General features: G+C 53.5%; 10 protein-coding genes and 3 tRNA genes. 3 read left to right on the top strand and 10 right to left on the bottom strand.

Annotated features, from left to right (window positions below):
• Positions 1 to 145 precede the first annotated feature (145 nt).
• The 5 genes from rpsI to AEAE_RS01195 all read right to left on the bottom strand — a co-directional run bounded on the left by rpsI (position 146) and on the right by AEAE_RS01195 (position 5,635).
• Positions 146 to 637 carry a 30S ribosomal protein S9 gene (gene rpsI, locus AEAE_RS01215; protein ID WP_094690059.1) on the bottom strand — a complete coding sequence of 164 codons (492 nt, stop codon included), beginning with the start codon at positions 635 to 637 and terminating at the stop codon, positions 146 to 148.
• A gap of 26 nt (positions 638 to 663) precedes the next feature.
• On the bottom strand, positions 664 to 1,113 hold the full coding sequence (rplM, locus tag AEAE_RS01210) for a 50S ribosomal protein L13 (protein ID WP_094689359.1): 450 nt from the start codon (positions 1,111 to 1,113) through the stop codon (positions 664 to 666).
• Positions 1,114 to 1,569: 456 nt separating this feature from the next.
• A complete protein-coding gene (gene malQ / locus AEAE_RS01205) occupies positions 1,570 to 3,738 on the bottom strand; it encodes a 4-alpha-glucanotransferase (protein ID WP_094689358.1) in 2,169 nt (722 codons plus the stop codon).
• Positions 3,739 to 3,992: 254 nt separating this feature from the next.
• Positions 3,993 to 4,697 (bottom strand): AbrB family transcriptional regulator, encoded by a 705-nt coding sequence (locus AEAE_RS01200; RefSeq protein ID WP_244569577.1) that lies wholly within the window; start codon positions 4,695 to 4,697, stop codon positions 3,993 to 3,995.
• A 35-nt stretch (positions 4,698 to 4,732) separates the two neighbouring features.
• Complete coding sequence (locus AEAE_RS01195) at positions 4,733 to 5,635, bottom strand: IMPACT family protein (protein ID WP_094689357.1); 903 nt, start codon at positions 5,633 to 5,635, stop codon at positions 4,733 to 4,735.
• A gap of 222 nt (positions 5,636 to 5,857) precedes the next feature.
• Here AEAE_RS01195 and AEAE_RS01190 point away from each other — a divergent pair.
• A tRNA-Asp gene (locus AEAE_RS01190) sits at positions 5,858 to 5,931 on the top strand.
• Positions 5,932 to 5,965: 34 nt separating this feature from the next.
• Positions 5,966 to 6,041 (top strand) — tRNA-Phe (locus tag AEAE_RS01185).
• 188 nt (positions 6,042 to 6,229) lie between these two features.
• Here the strand turns inward: AEAE_RS01185 and AEAE_RS01180 are convergent.
• From AEAE_RS01180 to AEAE_RS01165, 4 genes are all read right to left on the bottom strand, one after another.
• Positions 6,230 to 7,258: a lipid II:glycine glycyltransferase FemX gene (locus tag AEAE_RS01180; RefSeq protein ID WP_094689356.1), complete on the bottom strand. Its 1,029-nt coding sequence runs from the start codon at positions 7,256 to 7,258 to the stop codon at positions 6,230 to 6,232.
• 54 nt (positions 7,259 to 7,312) lie between these two features.
• Positions 7,313 to 8,611, bottom strand: a complete 1,299-nt coding sequence (locus AEAE_RS01175) for an amidase domain-containing protein (RefSeq protein WP_094689355.1) — start codon at positions 8,609 to 8,611, stop codon at positions 7,313 to 7,315.
• 285 nt (positions 8,612 to 8,896) lie between these two features.
• Entirely contained in the window at positions 8,897 to 9,931 is a 1,035-nt protein-coding gene (locus tag AEAE_RS01170) for a class C sortase (protein ID WP_094689354.1), read from the bottom strand.
• A gap of 223 nt (positions 9,932 to 10,154) precedes the next feature.
• On the bottom strand, positions 10,155 to 12,020 hold the full coding sequence (locus AEAE_RS01165; RefSeq protein ID WP_158520460.1) for an isopeptide-forming domain-containing fimbrial protein: 1,866 nt from the start codon (positions 12,018 to 12,020) through the stop codon (positions 10,155 to 10,157).
• A 449-nt stretch (positions 12,021 to 12,469) separates the two neighbouring features.
• On the opposite strand from AEAE_RS01165, the gene AEAE_RS01160 reads away from it, so the two are divergent.
• A complete protein-coding gene (locus AEAE_RS01160) occupies positions 12,470 to 15,397 on the top strand; it encodes a multicopper oxidase domain-containing protein (protein ID WP_244569576.1) in 2,928 nt (975 codons plus the stop codon).
• Between the two features lie 103 nt (positions 15,398 to 15,500).
• Here the strand turns inward: AEAE_RS01160 and AEAE_RS01155 are convergent.
• A tRNA-Gly gene (locus AEAE_RS01155) sits at positions 15,501 to 15,576 on the bottom strand.
• Positions 15,577 to 15,715 lie beyond the last annotated feature (139 nt).

The following is a 15,715-nucleotide window of genomic DNA, read 5'->3' as shown; positions in this document are numbered from 1 at the left end:
GCGGTGAACATGGTGAGAGAAATCGTGCCGGGGTACCCCAGGGAGATTATCACGCTGAGAAAAGCTCCCGCAACAAAAAAAATGGCTTCCAGAAAATCTGGAAGCCATTGTGCATAGCCAATCGGCCACACAGGAGCTGCGTAAATCAGCGCTTGGAGAACTGTGGAGCGCGGCGAGCCTTGTGCAGACCAGCCTTCTTGCGCTCGACCACGCGAGCGTCACGAGTCAAGAAGCCATGCTTCTTGAGGGTGGCGCGGTTGTTGTCGCGATCGATTGCGTTGAGAGCGCGAGCCACGCCCAGGCGGATTGCGCCAGCCTGGCCGGAGATGCCACCGCCGTCAACGAGAACGATGACGTCGAACTTGCCCTCGAGCTTCAACAGAACGATTGGAGCGTTCACTTCACGCTGAGCGAGCAGGCTTGGGAAGTACTCCTCAAGGCTGCGACCATTGATCGTCCACTTGCCAGTGCCTGGAACGAGGCGCACACGGGCGACAGCCTCCTTGCGGCGGCCAGTGCCATAACCAGGAGCAACGATGGAGGTACCAGTACCTGCACCAGCGTTGGTTTCAGAAGTGTAAACGGCTTGATCCTCAGAGTTCAGCTCTGGAGCAGCCATGTTGGTGTTTTCTGCCATTTCCATGATCCTTTCCTTGACCGAACTCACTTAGCCTGCTGGTTGATCTTAGCGATCTCCAGCTTCACTGGCTTCTGTGCCTGATATGGATAGTCCTCGCCCGGGAAGACGCGCAGACGCTTGAGCTGAACCGCAGAGAGCTTGTTCTTTGGCATCATGCCCTTAACAGCGCTCTTGATGACGCGCTCTGGATCCTTGTCACGAAGCTCGGAGTAGGAAGCAGCGCGCAGACCACCTGGGAAACCAGAGTGGCGGTACAGGTTCTTAGAATCCTTGTTACCAGTGGTGACGAACTTGCTGGCGTTGATCACAACGACGAAATCGCCGGAATCAGCGTGTGGAGCATAAGTTGGCTTCGTCTTACCACGAAGGACGTTAGCAATCTGGCTTGCAAGACGACCGAGCACAACGTCAGAAGCATCGACGATGTACCAGTTGTGGGTCAGATCCTGCGGCTTTGGTGAAAATGTCTTCACGATTGGACCTTTTCTCTATTGTGTTTCTGCAGCCGTATCACTCCTAGTTGCATCAGAATGACGTACTGCCTTTCCGTGGGTTCCCTGAAGTCCGCGCAGCGAGTGGGAAGGCGCTTTCAGCTGGACCCGAGGAAACACAACGTTGCCGATTATAGAGCAACCCCTCCCCCGTTTCAACGCTTCAGCTGAGCTTCATTCCACGGCACCGATGCGCGTTCGTTTCACTGAAAACATAAGTATTTCTCACCATCGCACCCACAGGTCTGTAAACCCGAAAAATGCAGTGCCAGAACATAAAAAATGGGGTTTGTGCAACAGCACAAACCCCACAGCGAAGCTCGATGATTCAGAGCAGCTCGATGATTCAGTGGAGCCCCATAACACCCCCGAAGATTCAGCAAAGCCGAATGATTGGGTCCAGCCCAGTGATTGAGCGCAGCCTGATAATCTTGAGGCCTACTGGTTCATGACGCGAGCCAAGCTTTGAACGCGAGGAAGCGAGAAGAGGTCCTCAGCGTAAACCGGGTTGAGCTCACCATCAGCCAGAGGAACACGCCAGTTCGGGTACTCATTGTTCGTACCAGGCTGGTTTTGTGTACGCCTCTCACCAACAGCATCGACAATAGCAGCATTCAGAAGCTTCGACGGGGAAGCCTTGATCACCTTATGCATTGCCTCGATAATGTCCTGCTCGTGATGAGCCTCATCATCGGCAGCAGACTGATCCAAGAAACCGCCAGAAACCAAGAAGTTCAGCAAAGCATTGTGCTCCTTGACCATCTCAGCCTTAAAGCTCTCCACAGGCTCAGTCAACAAGCCGAGCTCTTCACGAATCTTAACCTGCTCATAGTTGAGGTAGCCAGCCGTCGGAGGAAGGTCGTGAGTTGTCACCGAAGTGATTGCCATCTCGCGATACGTCTTCGGATCGACAAAGTTACCATTGCCATCCTTAGAGAACCACTCGATGACGGAGCCGAGCAGGCCATGCTTCTTGAGCTCTGTAGCGACGTAATCAGGAACGACGCCCAAGTCCTCACCAACAATAACGCCATGAGCACGAGTGGCTTCAATAGCCAGAATGCCGAGCATGACGTTGTAATCGTAGTGAACGTAAGTGCCGTGCTTGGCCGTGCGGCCTGCAGGAACCCACCACAGGCGGAAGAGGCCGAGAATGTGGTCGATACGTAGTGCACCAGCGCCCTGGAACATCTGGTGGATCAGGTCAGAGTAAGCCTTGTAGCCGGAATCCTCCAGGTAGTTCGGGTTGAATGGCGGCTGGGACCAATCCTGGCCCTGCTGATTGTAGAAATCTGGCGGGGCACCAACAGAGACGTTCTTGGCGAAGCGCTCAGGATGGCCCCACACGTCAGCGCCCAGCGGGTGGACACCAACGGCCATATCCATCATCAAACCGATGCGCATGCCAGCAGCCTGAGAAGCATGCTGAGCTGCTGCCAGCTGATCAGTGGCAACCCATTGCAGCCAGCGGTAGAAATCGAAGGTCTCCTGGTGGGAAGCAATGAGCTCCTTCACCTCAGGCGATGTGATGGAATACTTGTGAATCCATGAATCTGGAGTATCTTGCGGCTCACCCCACATGTCGAAGCACACGCACCACGTAGCGTAAGCATCCAGCTCCGAGCCCTGCGCGGCCAAGAACTTCTCGTACTGAGCTTGGCGAGCTTCTGAACGAGGAGCACGGTAGATGCGCCACAGAGCTGGCATCTTTGCCGTCCACATGGCGTCACGATCGATCTTCGTCACGTCGTCATTGAGTGCAGAAACGCTAGCATGGAGCTTCTCCACTTCAGCGCGGTCTGCGGCCGAGAGGCTCTCGTACTCAGGAACGTCTTCTGGGCGAATATACGTGACGTTGATGAAGCGGCGAGAATCAGGAAGGTATGGCGATGGGGTCAAAGGAGCGACAGGCTCACCAGCATGCAACGGGTTGACGAGCATGTAGTCAGCGTGAGTCTTTTGGGCAGCATCGCGCAGCAAGAGTGCGAGATCAGCAAAGTCGCCCACACCCCACGAGGTGTGCGAACGCACGGAGTAGAGCTGAGCCATCCAGCCCCACATTTGCCCATTGACCAAGCCTGGCAGCAGCGGAACTCGCTCAGGAGCGACGATCAGGCGCGAAGTTGCACTTTGCTCGCCGCACGTAACTTTCAGCGTGTGATAGCCGAGCGGAACATCTGCTGGAATAATGACGGACGAGGAAACATAGAAGGCATCATTGTAGGGGTAAGCAGCACTGCCATCACCATCGCTGACAGCAAGCTTTCCCTCGTATGTGTTGCCATCTTCCAGCGTCAGCGAAACAGAAGGGATTTCGTTGGCATCATGGTTGATGTACACGCGAGATTCCTTGCCGAAAGTGGCCAAGCTCGTACCAGAAACAAGGCGAATGCGCTTCTTTGCGCTCGTCTGCTTCAACGATTCAGAAATCGCCTCGGGGCTGGATGCATCAACACCTAAAGCTTCGAGAACGCGCACGAGAACGTCATCGTCGATCTCATGGAATTCTCCCAATTGACCAATGTACGACGTTGCTACATTGTTTAAGCGAGCCAGTTTAATGAGCGGACGTGCGAGGCGCTCCTGGCTTTCTGTCATTTCTGCCATACTTTAACGATACATGAATTTGGCGGCCGTTTCAGCTTTTCTCTTAAATTATTGCATTAGTTTTCATGATTATGAAATTATTGCAATCTCTAGGACTTAGATGTGAGCTGCTCGCCTCATACTGACATCGTTTTCATTCCGATATCGCTCCATTAAGAGGACAGCTCGAGATTAGCTCTCATCGGCCGGCTGGCCTCACCAGCTCTCATGAACCAGCTAGCTGGCCTCCCAGCTCTCAGCAGAACCGCTTGTGATCAGCTTTCGTCCGCACTCCTCAGCCCAATCGGCCCGCGCCCCGGCACCGACTGCACTGGCAACGGCGTCACCACCTTCTCAGTCGCACCCTTCTCCAGACGCCTCTTCACCGCCCTGCGCACATCCTCCTCAGGGTCATTCTTCAAGCTTTCCACCAGCTCGCGCGGCGACGTCGGGTTGAGCGCAACCGCGTGACGCACCATCGTCGCCAAAATCGCCGGCCCCTTGGCATCCTCACCCAAGCCCTGCTTAGCCAAATATTCCAACGCTTCCACCGAGGTGTTCGCATCCTGCGCACCCTCAAGCCTCATTTTCCACGACGTCTGGGGGTTGAGAAGCGCCGCCGTTCGCACCCGCTGCTCGGGGTCCTTGGTCAGCTGGCCAACAAGCCAATTCTTATCGTTAGCATTTCCTGCTACAGCTTCACGTACTCGAGGGTCGGGGTCAGAGGAAAGCTTAACCAAAACGTTAGGGAAGGGCATTTCTTGGCCAAGGTAAATCCTGTCCTCAACCGGCGTCGTCAAATTTCCCGCAACAGCCTCCAACAGTGCGGTGGCGCGCGAGAAGGCTGACTGGTCGGAGCGTTGAGGCAGCGGCTGGCGAGCAATTTCATGCAAAACTTGGGCATCGTGCGAGTGGCGAATCCGCTCGTAGGCTTGCGTCAGCGTCTCGTAATTCTCATCTACTGGCTTGCTTTCTGCCATGCTCCCCTCCCCTTACTCAGTATTTCTCAAGATTATCAGTCCGCCTTCTTCACCGGCACTTGCGTTGGCTCACTCATGAGCTGAACCGGCGTAACAGCACCTGCAAAGCTGTCGCGGATTCGAGTACGAAAAGTGTCAATCTGGAGCGGGTCGAGGCCTACCAGCGACTCGACGTTTTCTGCCCAGTTTCGCGAAATTACCGTGGCGTCGAGGCTGTCGAGAATGTGGTCGAGGTCCTTTTGCTGCGAGTAGTTCACCGTGAGCTCAAAGCGCGCTTGCAAGGCGAGTTGGGCTTGAGGCACGGCATCGAGAGCTTGCGCGGCGGTCGACGCGTAGGCACGAACCAAGCCGCCGGCACCCAGCAGAATGCCACCAAAGTAGCGCGTCACTGTGCACACGACGTCGCTGAGGCCTTTCTTGCGGATGATGTCGAGAATTTGGCGACCGGCGGTTCCTTGCGGCTCACCGTCGTCGCTCATCCGTTCCATACCCGAGCCTGAGGAGAGCACTGCAGCGTGCGTCACATGACGGGCAGCGGGGTTTGCCTGGCGGATTTGTGCGACGAATTCGTCTACTTCCTGCGCGGTTTCAACATGCTTGATGTGGCCGAGGAATACGGATTTGCGGTCTTCATAGCGTGAAAATTCGAATTCGCTGGCAGCCTGGGCGATGGCTTGCTTGTCCGCCGAGGCGAAAGCTGCCTGAAGTTTGTCACTGCCCGGCGTGACGACGGTGATGAGCCCTGCGTGGTAGCCAGCTGGTGTGTAATCTGCCGCGTAGTCTGTCGTGTCAGCAGCACTCTGAGTCGGCACACTGGCGGCGGGGTTTGCACCGGCCGCAGAGACGCTTGGTACTTTGCTCGCGTTATTCGTGTTGCCGGCTGTAGTCACGCTTTGCTTCGCGCTACTGGCTTTATTTGCCTTATTTTTGTGGCCCATCTCCCCTCCTCACTTGTTTCCAGCCTACGGCCGGTGTGCGATGAAGCAACACGCCGCGAACAGAGAAATTGAACGAATGACCAGCTGCAAAAAGGTTAAAAAGTACCTCGCTCGAACTATAATGACACGCCGTTGAGCCCTTGCAATTGCTCACTTCCTCATTTTGGCAGTTGCATCCTTTCTGGATATCTGTATATTTATCTCTTGGTTGTTTTCACACCAGGCCCGTTAGCTCAGTTGGTTAGAGCGCCGCCCTGTCACGGCGGAGGTCGACGGTTCAAGTCCGTTACGGGTCGCTTTCAGTTTTCTAATCTTTTAGGAAGCTGTTTTGGCTCTGTAGCTCAGTTGGTAGAGCGTACGACTGAAAATCGTGAGGTCAACGGATCGACACCGTTCGGAGCCACCACGAAGCCTTGGGTTCGCCCAAGGCTTTTTGCGTATCTGGCCCGTCTAACACTGAGGCCGCAACCGCGCACAGCAACAGCGGCCTGCAGCGGCAGCCAGCCGCCACTGACGGCCAACCACAACCCCACACAACCACACGCCACCGCGCACTGTAGCAGCAGCCAGCGGTGACCGGCCGCAACCACTCTCCTACTTCGCTTGGCTCTTCAGCGTGCGCAGAACAGTACGCAACTTGGCACGCAGCGCTTTGGCCTGAACTAAGGCCGCATAGAAATGCGAACGAACAGGCAGATCTCGTGCCGGAGCAATAGTGGTAATCTTCGGCGCAAATTTCGTTTTGAACTGGTTGAGCGTGTTGAGCTGCGGGCAGAACGGCGAACCGATGCCCATCATGTCGAGAGTGTCATAACCCTGCCGGCCCAGGTCGCAGAAAGCGTAGTAGAACAGCTTGTCCGGCGCACGCAACTTGCGAACGGCCGTACTCATGCATCCGTAGTAGTACACCGCCTGATTATCATTGAGCGTCATCAAGCACCAATTCGACACCACCCCGTCAATTCGGCCTACGTACAGCCGGGCGTGCTCGGGGCCCAATTCACGCAACATCGAAGCATAGGTGCTGGCCGGAGCAGGAGTGAAACCATCGCGCTGAGCGGTATCCACCATCACCCCGTAATACTCGTCAAAGCCCCGAAGAGCCCGCTGCGTCTCATCCGCGCACTCAGCTGGGCTTTCACGCAACGCTTTACGAACGTTTGCACGCCCACGGCTCGACATGCGCCTCAAAATTTCCTCATCGCCACCATGCAAGTCAACCACGACTGTCGAATCATACGCAATAGTGGAAAGAACAGGGCTCGTCAGGCTTGCATTCCACGCTGCTAATCTCACAAAAACCACGGACTTATCGCGGCTATGAACAAATGTGCGCAGCGCGGCGAAAGCCTGCGTTTCCCGCTGCTCGTCGGGCTTATTAACCCAGCATGGCCCATGAGCCACGTTGAGGTACGTGTAGCCATGCGTATGGTATGCAATGGCGAGAGCGTAGGCGAGGAACTGCCCATCCTCATAGATTCCCAGCCATCCCCACGGCTCGCGGCCTTCGATGCTCGCTTGGTAGCACGCCCAAGCTGGAGTCTGCTCGATCGGGCTGACCATGTGGTGTTCATCGTGCAAGGCGCGAACCTGTTCTTCTGTCAACTCATCAACGCGGAGCATGTGCCCCTCCCTCCCGGCGGAATTAATTCTTCAAAAAATTACCGTGGTGCGCCACTACTTTACTGCCAGCGCCGTCCAACGCGCGTTCTTGTGCTGCTGCAGCTCGTGGGCGCGGTGAGCACTCAACGGCATGTTGTACTGGTTCCAGCCTTTTTGCGAGATGATCGGCTGCGACTTCTTGCCGCGGCTGAGTTGCCCGACGACGAGGGCCACATGGTCCTTGTTTTCTCCGCCATTCCACGCAGCGTAGATGAGCGAGCCGGGCTTCAAACCGGCCATCTGCTTCATGCTCTTGCCATCCGCTTCTCCGGCTTGGACGTAGTGGCCAGATTGGGAGAGCATGTACGCGAAGTTGGCATTAGCGAGAGTCCAGGTTCGGGTCGCTTTCACCCCAAGGGTGAGCCACAGCCCGTCGCTCCAGGCATCCGGATTCTTCACGTCAAGCTTGAGCGAGTTGGCACGCTTCAGCCCTCCGGCCGCGAGGGCTTGGGAGACGAAGTTCGCGCAATTGTCGTTGCCGTAATAGGGGTACTTTTGGTTGAGTACTTCGCCCGGGTAGCGTCCGCCACGCACTTCTGCATCGTCGACGCTTTCTGCTCCCACTCGCGCCCAGTTTTCCGCATATTCTACGGCTCGTCCCGGGTTAAAGCCGCTGACTGAGGTGGCACTTGAGCTTGCTGGTTTGGCTGCGTCGCCGTCTTCTTGCGGCAGTGTGGCGAGCATGGTGGTGGCTGTCGGCGCGGCAGAGGGTGACACTACCTCATCCTTGTTCACACTGAGATTGCCAATCCCATTTTCAGCTTTCATGCTCAAGCGATGCATTTGCGATGTTGAGGTGACAAGCAGGTCCTTTTTCACACCATTAATGGTGATCGTCGTACCTTCCTGGGGCGTATATTCCACGACACTCGTCTGGTAGGTCAGTACTTCGTAGCCGCTCGGCTTTTTGGTGAAGGAAGCAACTACTTGGTTAACTGTTGCCAGTTGGGGCTTGAGGTATTCGTTTTCTGTTAATCCTGTAGCGTTCAAGATTGCCAGTTTGCTCACATCATCCGTGCCTGCACCGACTGCGGCTTCTGCATCCGCGTCTTCTTGCGGTTTGAGAATGGCTTGCCTGATGCGGCTGGAATAGTCTGACAGCGCGTTTTCCACGGATTTGGGTGTGCGCGAGTCTGCTGCGAAAGTGTGATGAGAGTTACGGAATCGGATGACGTAAGCGGCGGTGACGACGAGGGCGATGATGATGACGAGGGTGACGATGAGGCCACCGAATCGGCCGCGCTTGTGTTTTTTGACGGGCTCATTGGGGCGTAAGTAATCTTCTGAGCGTTGCGAGTAGTTAGGTTCTACCATGTTTCTCTCCCCTATCGGCTGAGCACTGCACTTGCCGTAGCTTCTTTGCTACTCATGTGCATCTCAGAAGATCATTCACGATACTACTTACATAGTAATGCCTCCACGGCACACTGTGGTAACACAGCATGCCGTGGAGGCATTTCCCAATTATTCGTTATTACTCGCGCTCGCTGTCGTCCTTGCGAGTCAACTCCCAGGCGGCACCTGCGAAGGTGAGAAGAGCCGAACCGAGCAGGACGAACACCCACCAGCCGAGGCCAGTCTGTGGCATTGCTCCCATTTTCATCGGTGGTGGTTTCGTAAACCAGGGATGGGGCTGCCATTACCGTTACTCTCTGAGCTCGTTATACTATGCGCACTGTTTTTCACGCCTGCGGCGTGATGAGCTGGGAGTGAACGAACGGGAAGCTTTTTCTTCCGTCGCTTGGTGACAATCAGGAATACAAAGAGCATGAAGAGAAGCCACACCAGTACCACGCCTGCGATCAACCAATACTCAGGGTGATCTTGTGGAACGGTTTTCGGGTCAGGTGCAGGGTTGGGAATTTTCACTCGCTGGCCTGTGACGAGCATTCGCTTATTATTCACGCCGTAAGGTGTGCAGGTGAGCAAAGTTACTTGGTCTTTTCCCGCTTCGATGGCGAAGTGGGAGAAATCATCGGGTTCGATGACGATGATGCTGCTGACGCGATAAGCCAGCACATGGCCGAGAACAGTAATGTAGAAGAAGTCACCGATTCTGCCTTGGCCCATGCTTAAGCGATCAAACATCAGACGGTCATAGCCGGTATGCGCTGATATAACCGAATGGGTATTTGTACCACCGACAGGCAAACTCGTACCATATAGGTGGCCAGCACCGGAAGCGAGAACGACATCACTCGTACCATGGCGAATGGGAAGGTTAATGCCAAGGCGCGGATAGCGGACGGTGGCCATAATGCCATCAGCAGGAATGCTGAGCATTTTTTGGTACGTCTTGTCCTCATCGGCAACAGAATTCTTACCATCGGACCACGGGTCGCTCACTTCGCCGAGAACATGAGCGCCTTCTTGGAAAAGGCGAGCGTTATATTCCTCTGCTTGTGCGAATGCTTCGTTAGCTTTCGCAACGCTCAATTTGTCAACATCACTTTCGTGGGCGCCAACCGCGCGAGTAGACATACCGGAGTTAACGACCATGAGGATGAAGGGAAGTGTTGCCGAAATGATGCTGAGAGTGAGAAGGATGAGGCCAGCTATGGTCGTCTTGGAAAGGCGACGCTTGCTTGAGGAAGGCTTGTGGGTTGGTTGTGCCTTCGTCTGTGTTTCTGGCATTCTGGCCTCGCTGTCAGGTTGTTACGAGATATTTGCACTGGCTGTGCAAGAATACGCAAGACTATGAAAAAGTATGCAGATATGCAACGAGGAACAGGACGGGAAGGCCCTGTTCCTCGTTGAGTGCGCTAGCCGCTCATCTGTGTGCAGATGATGGTGAGTACTGATAATCTCAAGAAACTCACTGAAGCGGCGGGAAAGTGAAGCTCGACGTTACCGAGTTTCACTCGTCGTCACGGTTGCGACGAGACTTCACGAGCAGCAGGATGCCACCCAGTGCAAAGAAGAGCGCAGCTACAGCATAGATGGCAAGCCAAGCAGCACCTGTCTTTGGCATTTCCATCAGGTTGCGTGGGTTGACAACGGTTGCGTTGTCTTGTGCCACGGTAACCAGCTTGTTCACATCACCGGTAGAACCGGAGATGGAAGAGCTAGCAACGGTAGCTGGATGTTCAGTTTCTGCAGTTGCCTCTGGAGTTGTAATGCTCAGAGTGGTGGTGAAGGTTGGAAGTGTCAGGTTTCCGCCAGCGAATGGAGACTTTGTTTCCTTCACAGTGTAGTTTCCTGGAGCAAGACCAGTGAAGGTGAGGACGCCAGAGGCTGGGGTCTTCACTGTGGTGACGAGGTTTTGCTGAGCATTCTTTTCACCATTGTCAGCAACGCGGTAGTCGCCAGTAGACGAATCCATGAAGGTGACTGGGTTATTCTGTGCATCGAGAACTTGGAACTCGGCACCTGCGAGAACCTTGCCCTTCACATCAGTCTTGGTGATGGTGAGCTGGCCGGTGTACACCTTGACAGTGCTCTTCTCAGAACGCTCAACGTCGTCTGGATCGTTGGGGTTGTGAGAGTAATCAACATAGGCGCTGTTCGGGTTACCCGTGGAATCAACGATGGCGTCCTTGTCCAGGTATGCGTAGTAGGTGATGGTTACAGTAGCACCTACTGGGAACAGTGCCTTGGTTTCATCGTTGCGAACGAGGTTAGAGGCCTCAGGACCAGTGGCGTCGTTACGAATGTCGTTGACCCAGTCAGAGGTTTGTGGAGCAAGAATGAAGCGAATTTCTTCGCTACCATCGCTCTTAGATTCGCGAGAGGTCTGATAACCCTTACCATCACCAACCTCAAGAGTTGTGCCTGTTGGGTTATCAGTGGTAGTCACCTTGACGGTAATGCCAGCATTATCGAAGCTCAGGCCCTTGCTCAGTTCATCCTTGACGATGAAGGAGTATTTGTTCTTGTAACCAGTCCAGTTAGGAACAGTGGTGGTGAGCTGGAACTTCAGGCGCTGACCAATGTTAGCAGTGGCGTAATCAACTGCCTTGTCGTCAGAATCGATGATCTTCTTGGTCACTGTGCTGGAAGTGACCTTGTAGTCGACAGTGCCTAGGTCATAGGTCGTGTCACCATTGACGAGCTTGGTCAGAACAGTATCACCGAAGTGCACACCAGTGCCGTTAAACATTGGGATGGATGCCGTATCGCTAGCAACGGTATCAGCTTTGTTAGCAATAGTACGGTCGAACACTACGTAGAGACCTGGCTTAACAGTTGCTGTAGCAGTCTTGTTATCACTGTCGCTAGCGCTGAGTGGGTAAGAGGTATTTTCCACAGCCGTAACCTGGGACATTTGTGCCATGAGCTCCGTCAGGAATGCACGAAGGTTTGGCTGATGTGCATTGTCGTCAGCATAGGGGTACTTCGATGCTTGAAGCAGGTGAGAAGCAACCCATGGCATTGGGTCGCTTGCCTCATAAGCAACCGGGTCAGAGTTGCTCGTGTCAATTCCGGCAGCAACAATAGCCGCATTCACCTGAGTGGCGTAACCAGAATCCTTAATGTCATAGCCAGTCAGGTTAGTGCCATCAGTTCGTGCGGCAGAATAGTCACCCAAGCGGTAGGCAACCAGCGTGTGGTTAGCGAGGCTTTCTGTACCTTTAACAGTTAAGGTAACATCCTTGCCCAAATCATCAGCAGAGATGAGAGATTCAGCAGCATGAGCGGCATTCAAGAAGGGAATGAATGCCATGGCGATGCCAGCCAACACTGCGATCGCCGCAACTGCGAAACGATGCAAACGTTGAATCATCTTTCTTCCTCTCATAGTCGTTATTTAACCTGCTAAGAAAACGCTCCTTAGCAGCTTGGGATATATCCTCATCCAAGGATCAGCATTTCCAGCAAGGAGAAACCACTTTCCTTTGCGGGAAGCGCTAACTTTCTCTCTATCCCTGTTCTCGGCATATCTGATACTTATTCTATCAACATTAACGAATTTAGCGTTTATGTTCAATATACTTTTTAAACAGTTTCATTTGAGGCGTTATCGACCTCGGTAGTACCAGGGAAAACCTCAGACCATAGCTCAGAAAAATCGGAAAATAATTACCGACATCCTCACTCAAGCGAGGCAAAGTCATACAACTCTCACCTCACAGAGCACGTGTAGAAAACGCCATATTGAGCTCACAGAGAAGCGCTTGCACCGCCCCTCTCAATTCTGCGCGTTACGATTCAGCTGTTCGGTACAGTAGAGTTATGCCATCATTGAATTCACTATCATCAATGCGTCGTTCAGGAAAGAAACTTCCTCTTCCTGCCTTCCGCATTGCGCTTCTTCTCACTGCAGCGGCAAGCATGCTCATAGGAGTGCTCGCCTCGCTTGTCAGGGCCTCTATTCCCGGGCCATGGGCAAGCTTGCGCCCAGCTTTACCGAATCTGCACGGAGCACTGATGGTGTTTGGATTCCTCGGTACTGCAATTAGCCTGGAAAGAGCAGTAGCGTACCGCGCTGGTAGCCCGAAACATCCACGCTGGGCGTTCACAGCGCCTCTGTTTTCGGTGATTGCTAACTTTCTCGTTGCTGTGACGGTATTGTCACCGCTTCCTGTCGAATACACGCGAATTCTCCCTGGCTTGAGCTGGACAGTGTCACTGATAATCTTGAGCGCTGTTTATGTAGGGGTATACGCGAGGCAGCACTCTTTCGCCGTCCTCATCCAGCTGATGGGAGCTGTTATCGGCGCATGTTCAGCGCTGCTATGGACCAGGTTGGATAGTGATATTCTCACACCGTGGTGGCTCATGATGCTCGTGCTCACCATTGTGGGTGAACGCTTGGAACTGGCTCATGTCGCTTTTATTCATCCGGTTGCAAAACCAGGCTTAGTGTGTGTTAGCGCTGCAATACTGATAAGCCTTGTCTGCTCGCTCATCGCCCCTTCCTGGGGTTATTCGCTGCTCGGCCTGTGTACACTTACTTTGCTCGTGTTGATGTTTCTTTTTGACACAGCAAGAAAAACGTATCGCGTTCCTGGCGTCACTGGTTTTATGGGCATTTCTATGCTTGTTGCTTATTTCTGGGGCTTGTGCGCATCGCTGACGTGGATTGTGAGCAATTCGGGTGGCTTAGCAGACTCGAGCTTGTGGTGGGATTTCGCTGTCCACAGCCTTGCAGTTGGTTTTATTATGACGATGGTTGTTGCGCATGTTTGTGTTATTGTCCCCTCTATCATTCACCGCAGCATGCCTTTCCATCCGATTCTGTGGCTTCCTCTGGTTCTCTTTACCCTTGGCCTTGCTTTGCGTTTTATTGGCACTGTTCGCGTTGCTATGCCTGTGTGGCAGGCTGGCGATTGCTTCAATGCTCTGGGAATGCTCGCGTTGGTAGCAAGTGTCATCACGATGCTTGCTCGCTCTCATCGTCGGCCCCGGATTGTCAGCCCATCCGTTACTCTTCGTATGAAACATGAGGCTTCCCGCCAAAGGCAATCATCTGCATCAACAACACGACAATCTGCCACGAAGCTTCCTTCACGTCATGAGAGCAACACCAGATTGTCCAACACCACAGATCAGCTTGCCTTGCAACGATCTCAGATTCTCACATGGGTTGTGTGTACAGCATTAGTGCTCAGCAGCTTTGGTTTGCTGATCCGTCCTGACCTTGCGACAACAAGCGCGCAAGCTTCACTAGCCGCACCACACGCCTCCGCGTCTGCTTCTTCCGCATCCTCTTCGTCATCGCCTTCCTCATCTCTTGGCTCTACCAGCACTGAACAGGCTGGATCGTCAGGAACTGCTACACCTGTGACTCCAACCGGGCATACAACCGCAGTGACAATCTCAGTAGAAGGAATGAGTTTTACTCCATCTACTCTTGCGGTGCCTGCAGGGGACTCTCTGACCATAACTTTTATTAATACAGGAAACCAGATTCATGATTTGGTGCTCAGTACAGGCGCTACGTCAGGAAGGCTAACGCCTGGGCAAAAAGCGCAGCTGCATGTTCCTCTTGTCACCTCGCCGATCGAAGGATGGTGTTCACTTCCAGGCCATCGTCAGATGGGAATGTCCCTCCATATTGTGCTGAAAGGCGGTGCCAAGCGCTCCGCAACTTCTGAGAAGGCGGACGATACCAGCAACAGCACATCTGCTAGCAGTGAGAACACCAATTCTTCGCTCTCGAGCCTCATCTCTGCTGCTCAGTTGCAACAGTTTGCGAAGAAAGTGCCTCCCTACTCTGCCAATCTCAAGGGATATACAGCAGGAAACCGAGAGACGACAACCAGACGCTATACCATCACTATTTCTCAAGGAAAACAACAGATTACCAACGATCTGAGCCGGGAAACCTGGACTTTTAACTCACGTCAGCCAGGCCCTGTGCTGCGTGGAAAGCTGGGAGATCATTTCATCATTACAGTGAAAAATACGACTCATATGGACCATTCCATCGATTTTCATGCGGGAGCAGATGCTGTACCCAATAAGGTAATGCGTAGTATCGCGCCAGGGAAATCACTCGTGTACTCCTTTACAGCTACTCGCTGGGGAATATGGATGTATCACTGTTCGAGCATGCCAATGTCTATGCATATTGCCAATGGAATGTTTGGAGCAGTGATCATTGAGCCAGCCCATGAGCTGCCTGCTGTTGACCATGAATACGTGCTCGTTCAGTCAGAACAGTATTTAGGCGGTTCTGGCCACAGTGCTGATGCCACTCGCATTGCGAGCATGAACCCGGATATTGTCGCTTTCAATGGTCGAGCATTCCAATACGATGCTCATCCTTTGACTATGAAGGCAAAAGAACACGTACGCATATGGGTTCTCAACGCTGGGCCTAATTCTCCCCTGTCGTTTCATATTGTCGGCACACAATTTTCCACTGTTTTTAGTGAAGGTCATTACTGGGTGAAAGATGATCACCAGCCGAATACAACAGGCAGTGAAGCGAACGCTCGTGCGCATAATACAGCAGCTGGAGCAAACCAATCTGATAATTACGACGCGCGTGAAAATGCATCAGAAGATGCTACTGGCTCGCAAGCGCTCTCGCTGCTGCCAGCACAGGGTGGATTCGTCGAATTAACTGTGCCAAAGAAGGGTGATTATCCAATTGTTAACCATGTGATGAGCCTCGCTGAACGCGGTGCACACGGAATTTTACGTGTGGAATAACCCATGCGGGATAGCTACAGAGAGCAACCCAGACCTGTCGAGTTACTCAGGTAGACCGCTGAGAAGTCACATATGCAAAAGGCCACCGTGTGGTGGCCTTACGTGGAGCGGACAACGGGACTCGGACCCGCGGTCTCAACCTTGGCAAGGTTGCGCTTTACCAACTAAGCTATGTCCGCAATGCTGAACGCTTGAAGAGTGTAACATACGAGTTCAGCACCTGGCAAGTGCAAGAAGGCTTCCGGCGTGTTCTCCTTTCAGTGTGCAACCTCGTACTGAGGAACCTCGTACTGAAAACCTCACACTTGAAGTCTCACA

This window comes from Aeriscardovia aeriphila, assembly GCF_002259595.1.
GTDB lineage: Bacteria > Actinomycetota > Actinomycetes > Actinomycetales > Bifidobacteriaceae > Aeriscardovia > Aeriscardovia aeriphila.
The sequence above is the reverse complement of the archived record's forward strand: the minus strand, read 5'-3'. Positions and strand labels throughout refer to the sequence as shown.

Excerpts from the sequence above, each read along its gene's own strand:
- rpsI (WP_094690059.1), bottom strand. The coding sequence starts at position 637 with ATGGCAGAAAACACCAACATGGCTGCTCCAGAGCTGAACTCTGAGGAT.
- AEAE_RS01165 (WP_158520460.1), bottom strand. The coding sequence starts at position 12,020 with ATGATTCAACGTTTGCATCGTTTCGCAGTTGCGGCGATCGCAGTGTTG.
- AEAE_RS01170 (WP_094689354.1), bottom strand. The coding sequence starts at position 9,931 with ATGCCAGAAACACAGACGAAGGCACAACCAACCCACAAGCCTTCCTCA.
- AEAE_RS01200 (WP_244569577.1), bottom strand. The coding sequence starts at position 4,697 with ATGGCAGAAAGCAAGCCAGTAGATGAGAATTACGAGACGCTGACGCAA.
- AEAE_RS01195 (WP_094689357.1), bottom strand. The coding sequence starts at position 5,635 with ATGGGCCACAAAAATAAGGCAAATAAAGCCAGTAGCGCGAAGCAAAGC.
- AEAE_RS01175 (WP_094689355.1), bottom strand. The coding sequence starts at position 8,611 with ATGGTAGAACCTAACTACTCGCAACGCTCAGAAGATTACTTACGCCCC.
- AEAE_RS01160 (WP_244569576.1), top strand. The coding sequence starts at position 12,470 with ATGCCATCATTGAATTCACTATCATCAATGCGTCGTTCAGGAAAGAAA.
- malQ (WP_094689358.1), bottom strand. The coding sequence starts at position 3,738 with ATGGCAGAAATGACAGAAAGCCAGGAGCGCCTCGCACGTCCGCTCATT.
- AEAE_RS01180 (WP_094689356.1), bottom strand. The coding sequence starts at position 7,258 with ATGCTCCGCGTTGATGAGTTGACAGAAGAACAGGTTCGCGCCTTGCAC.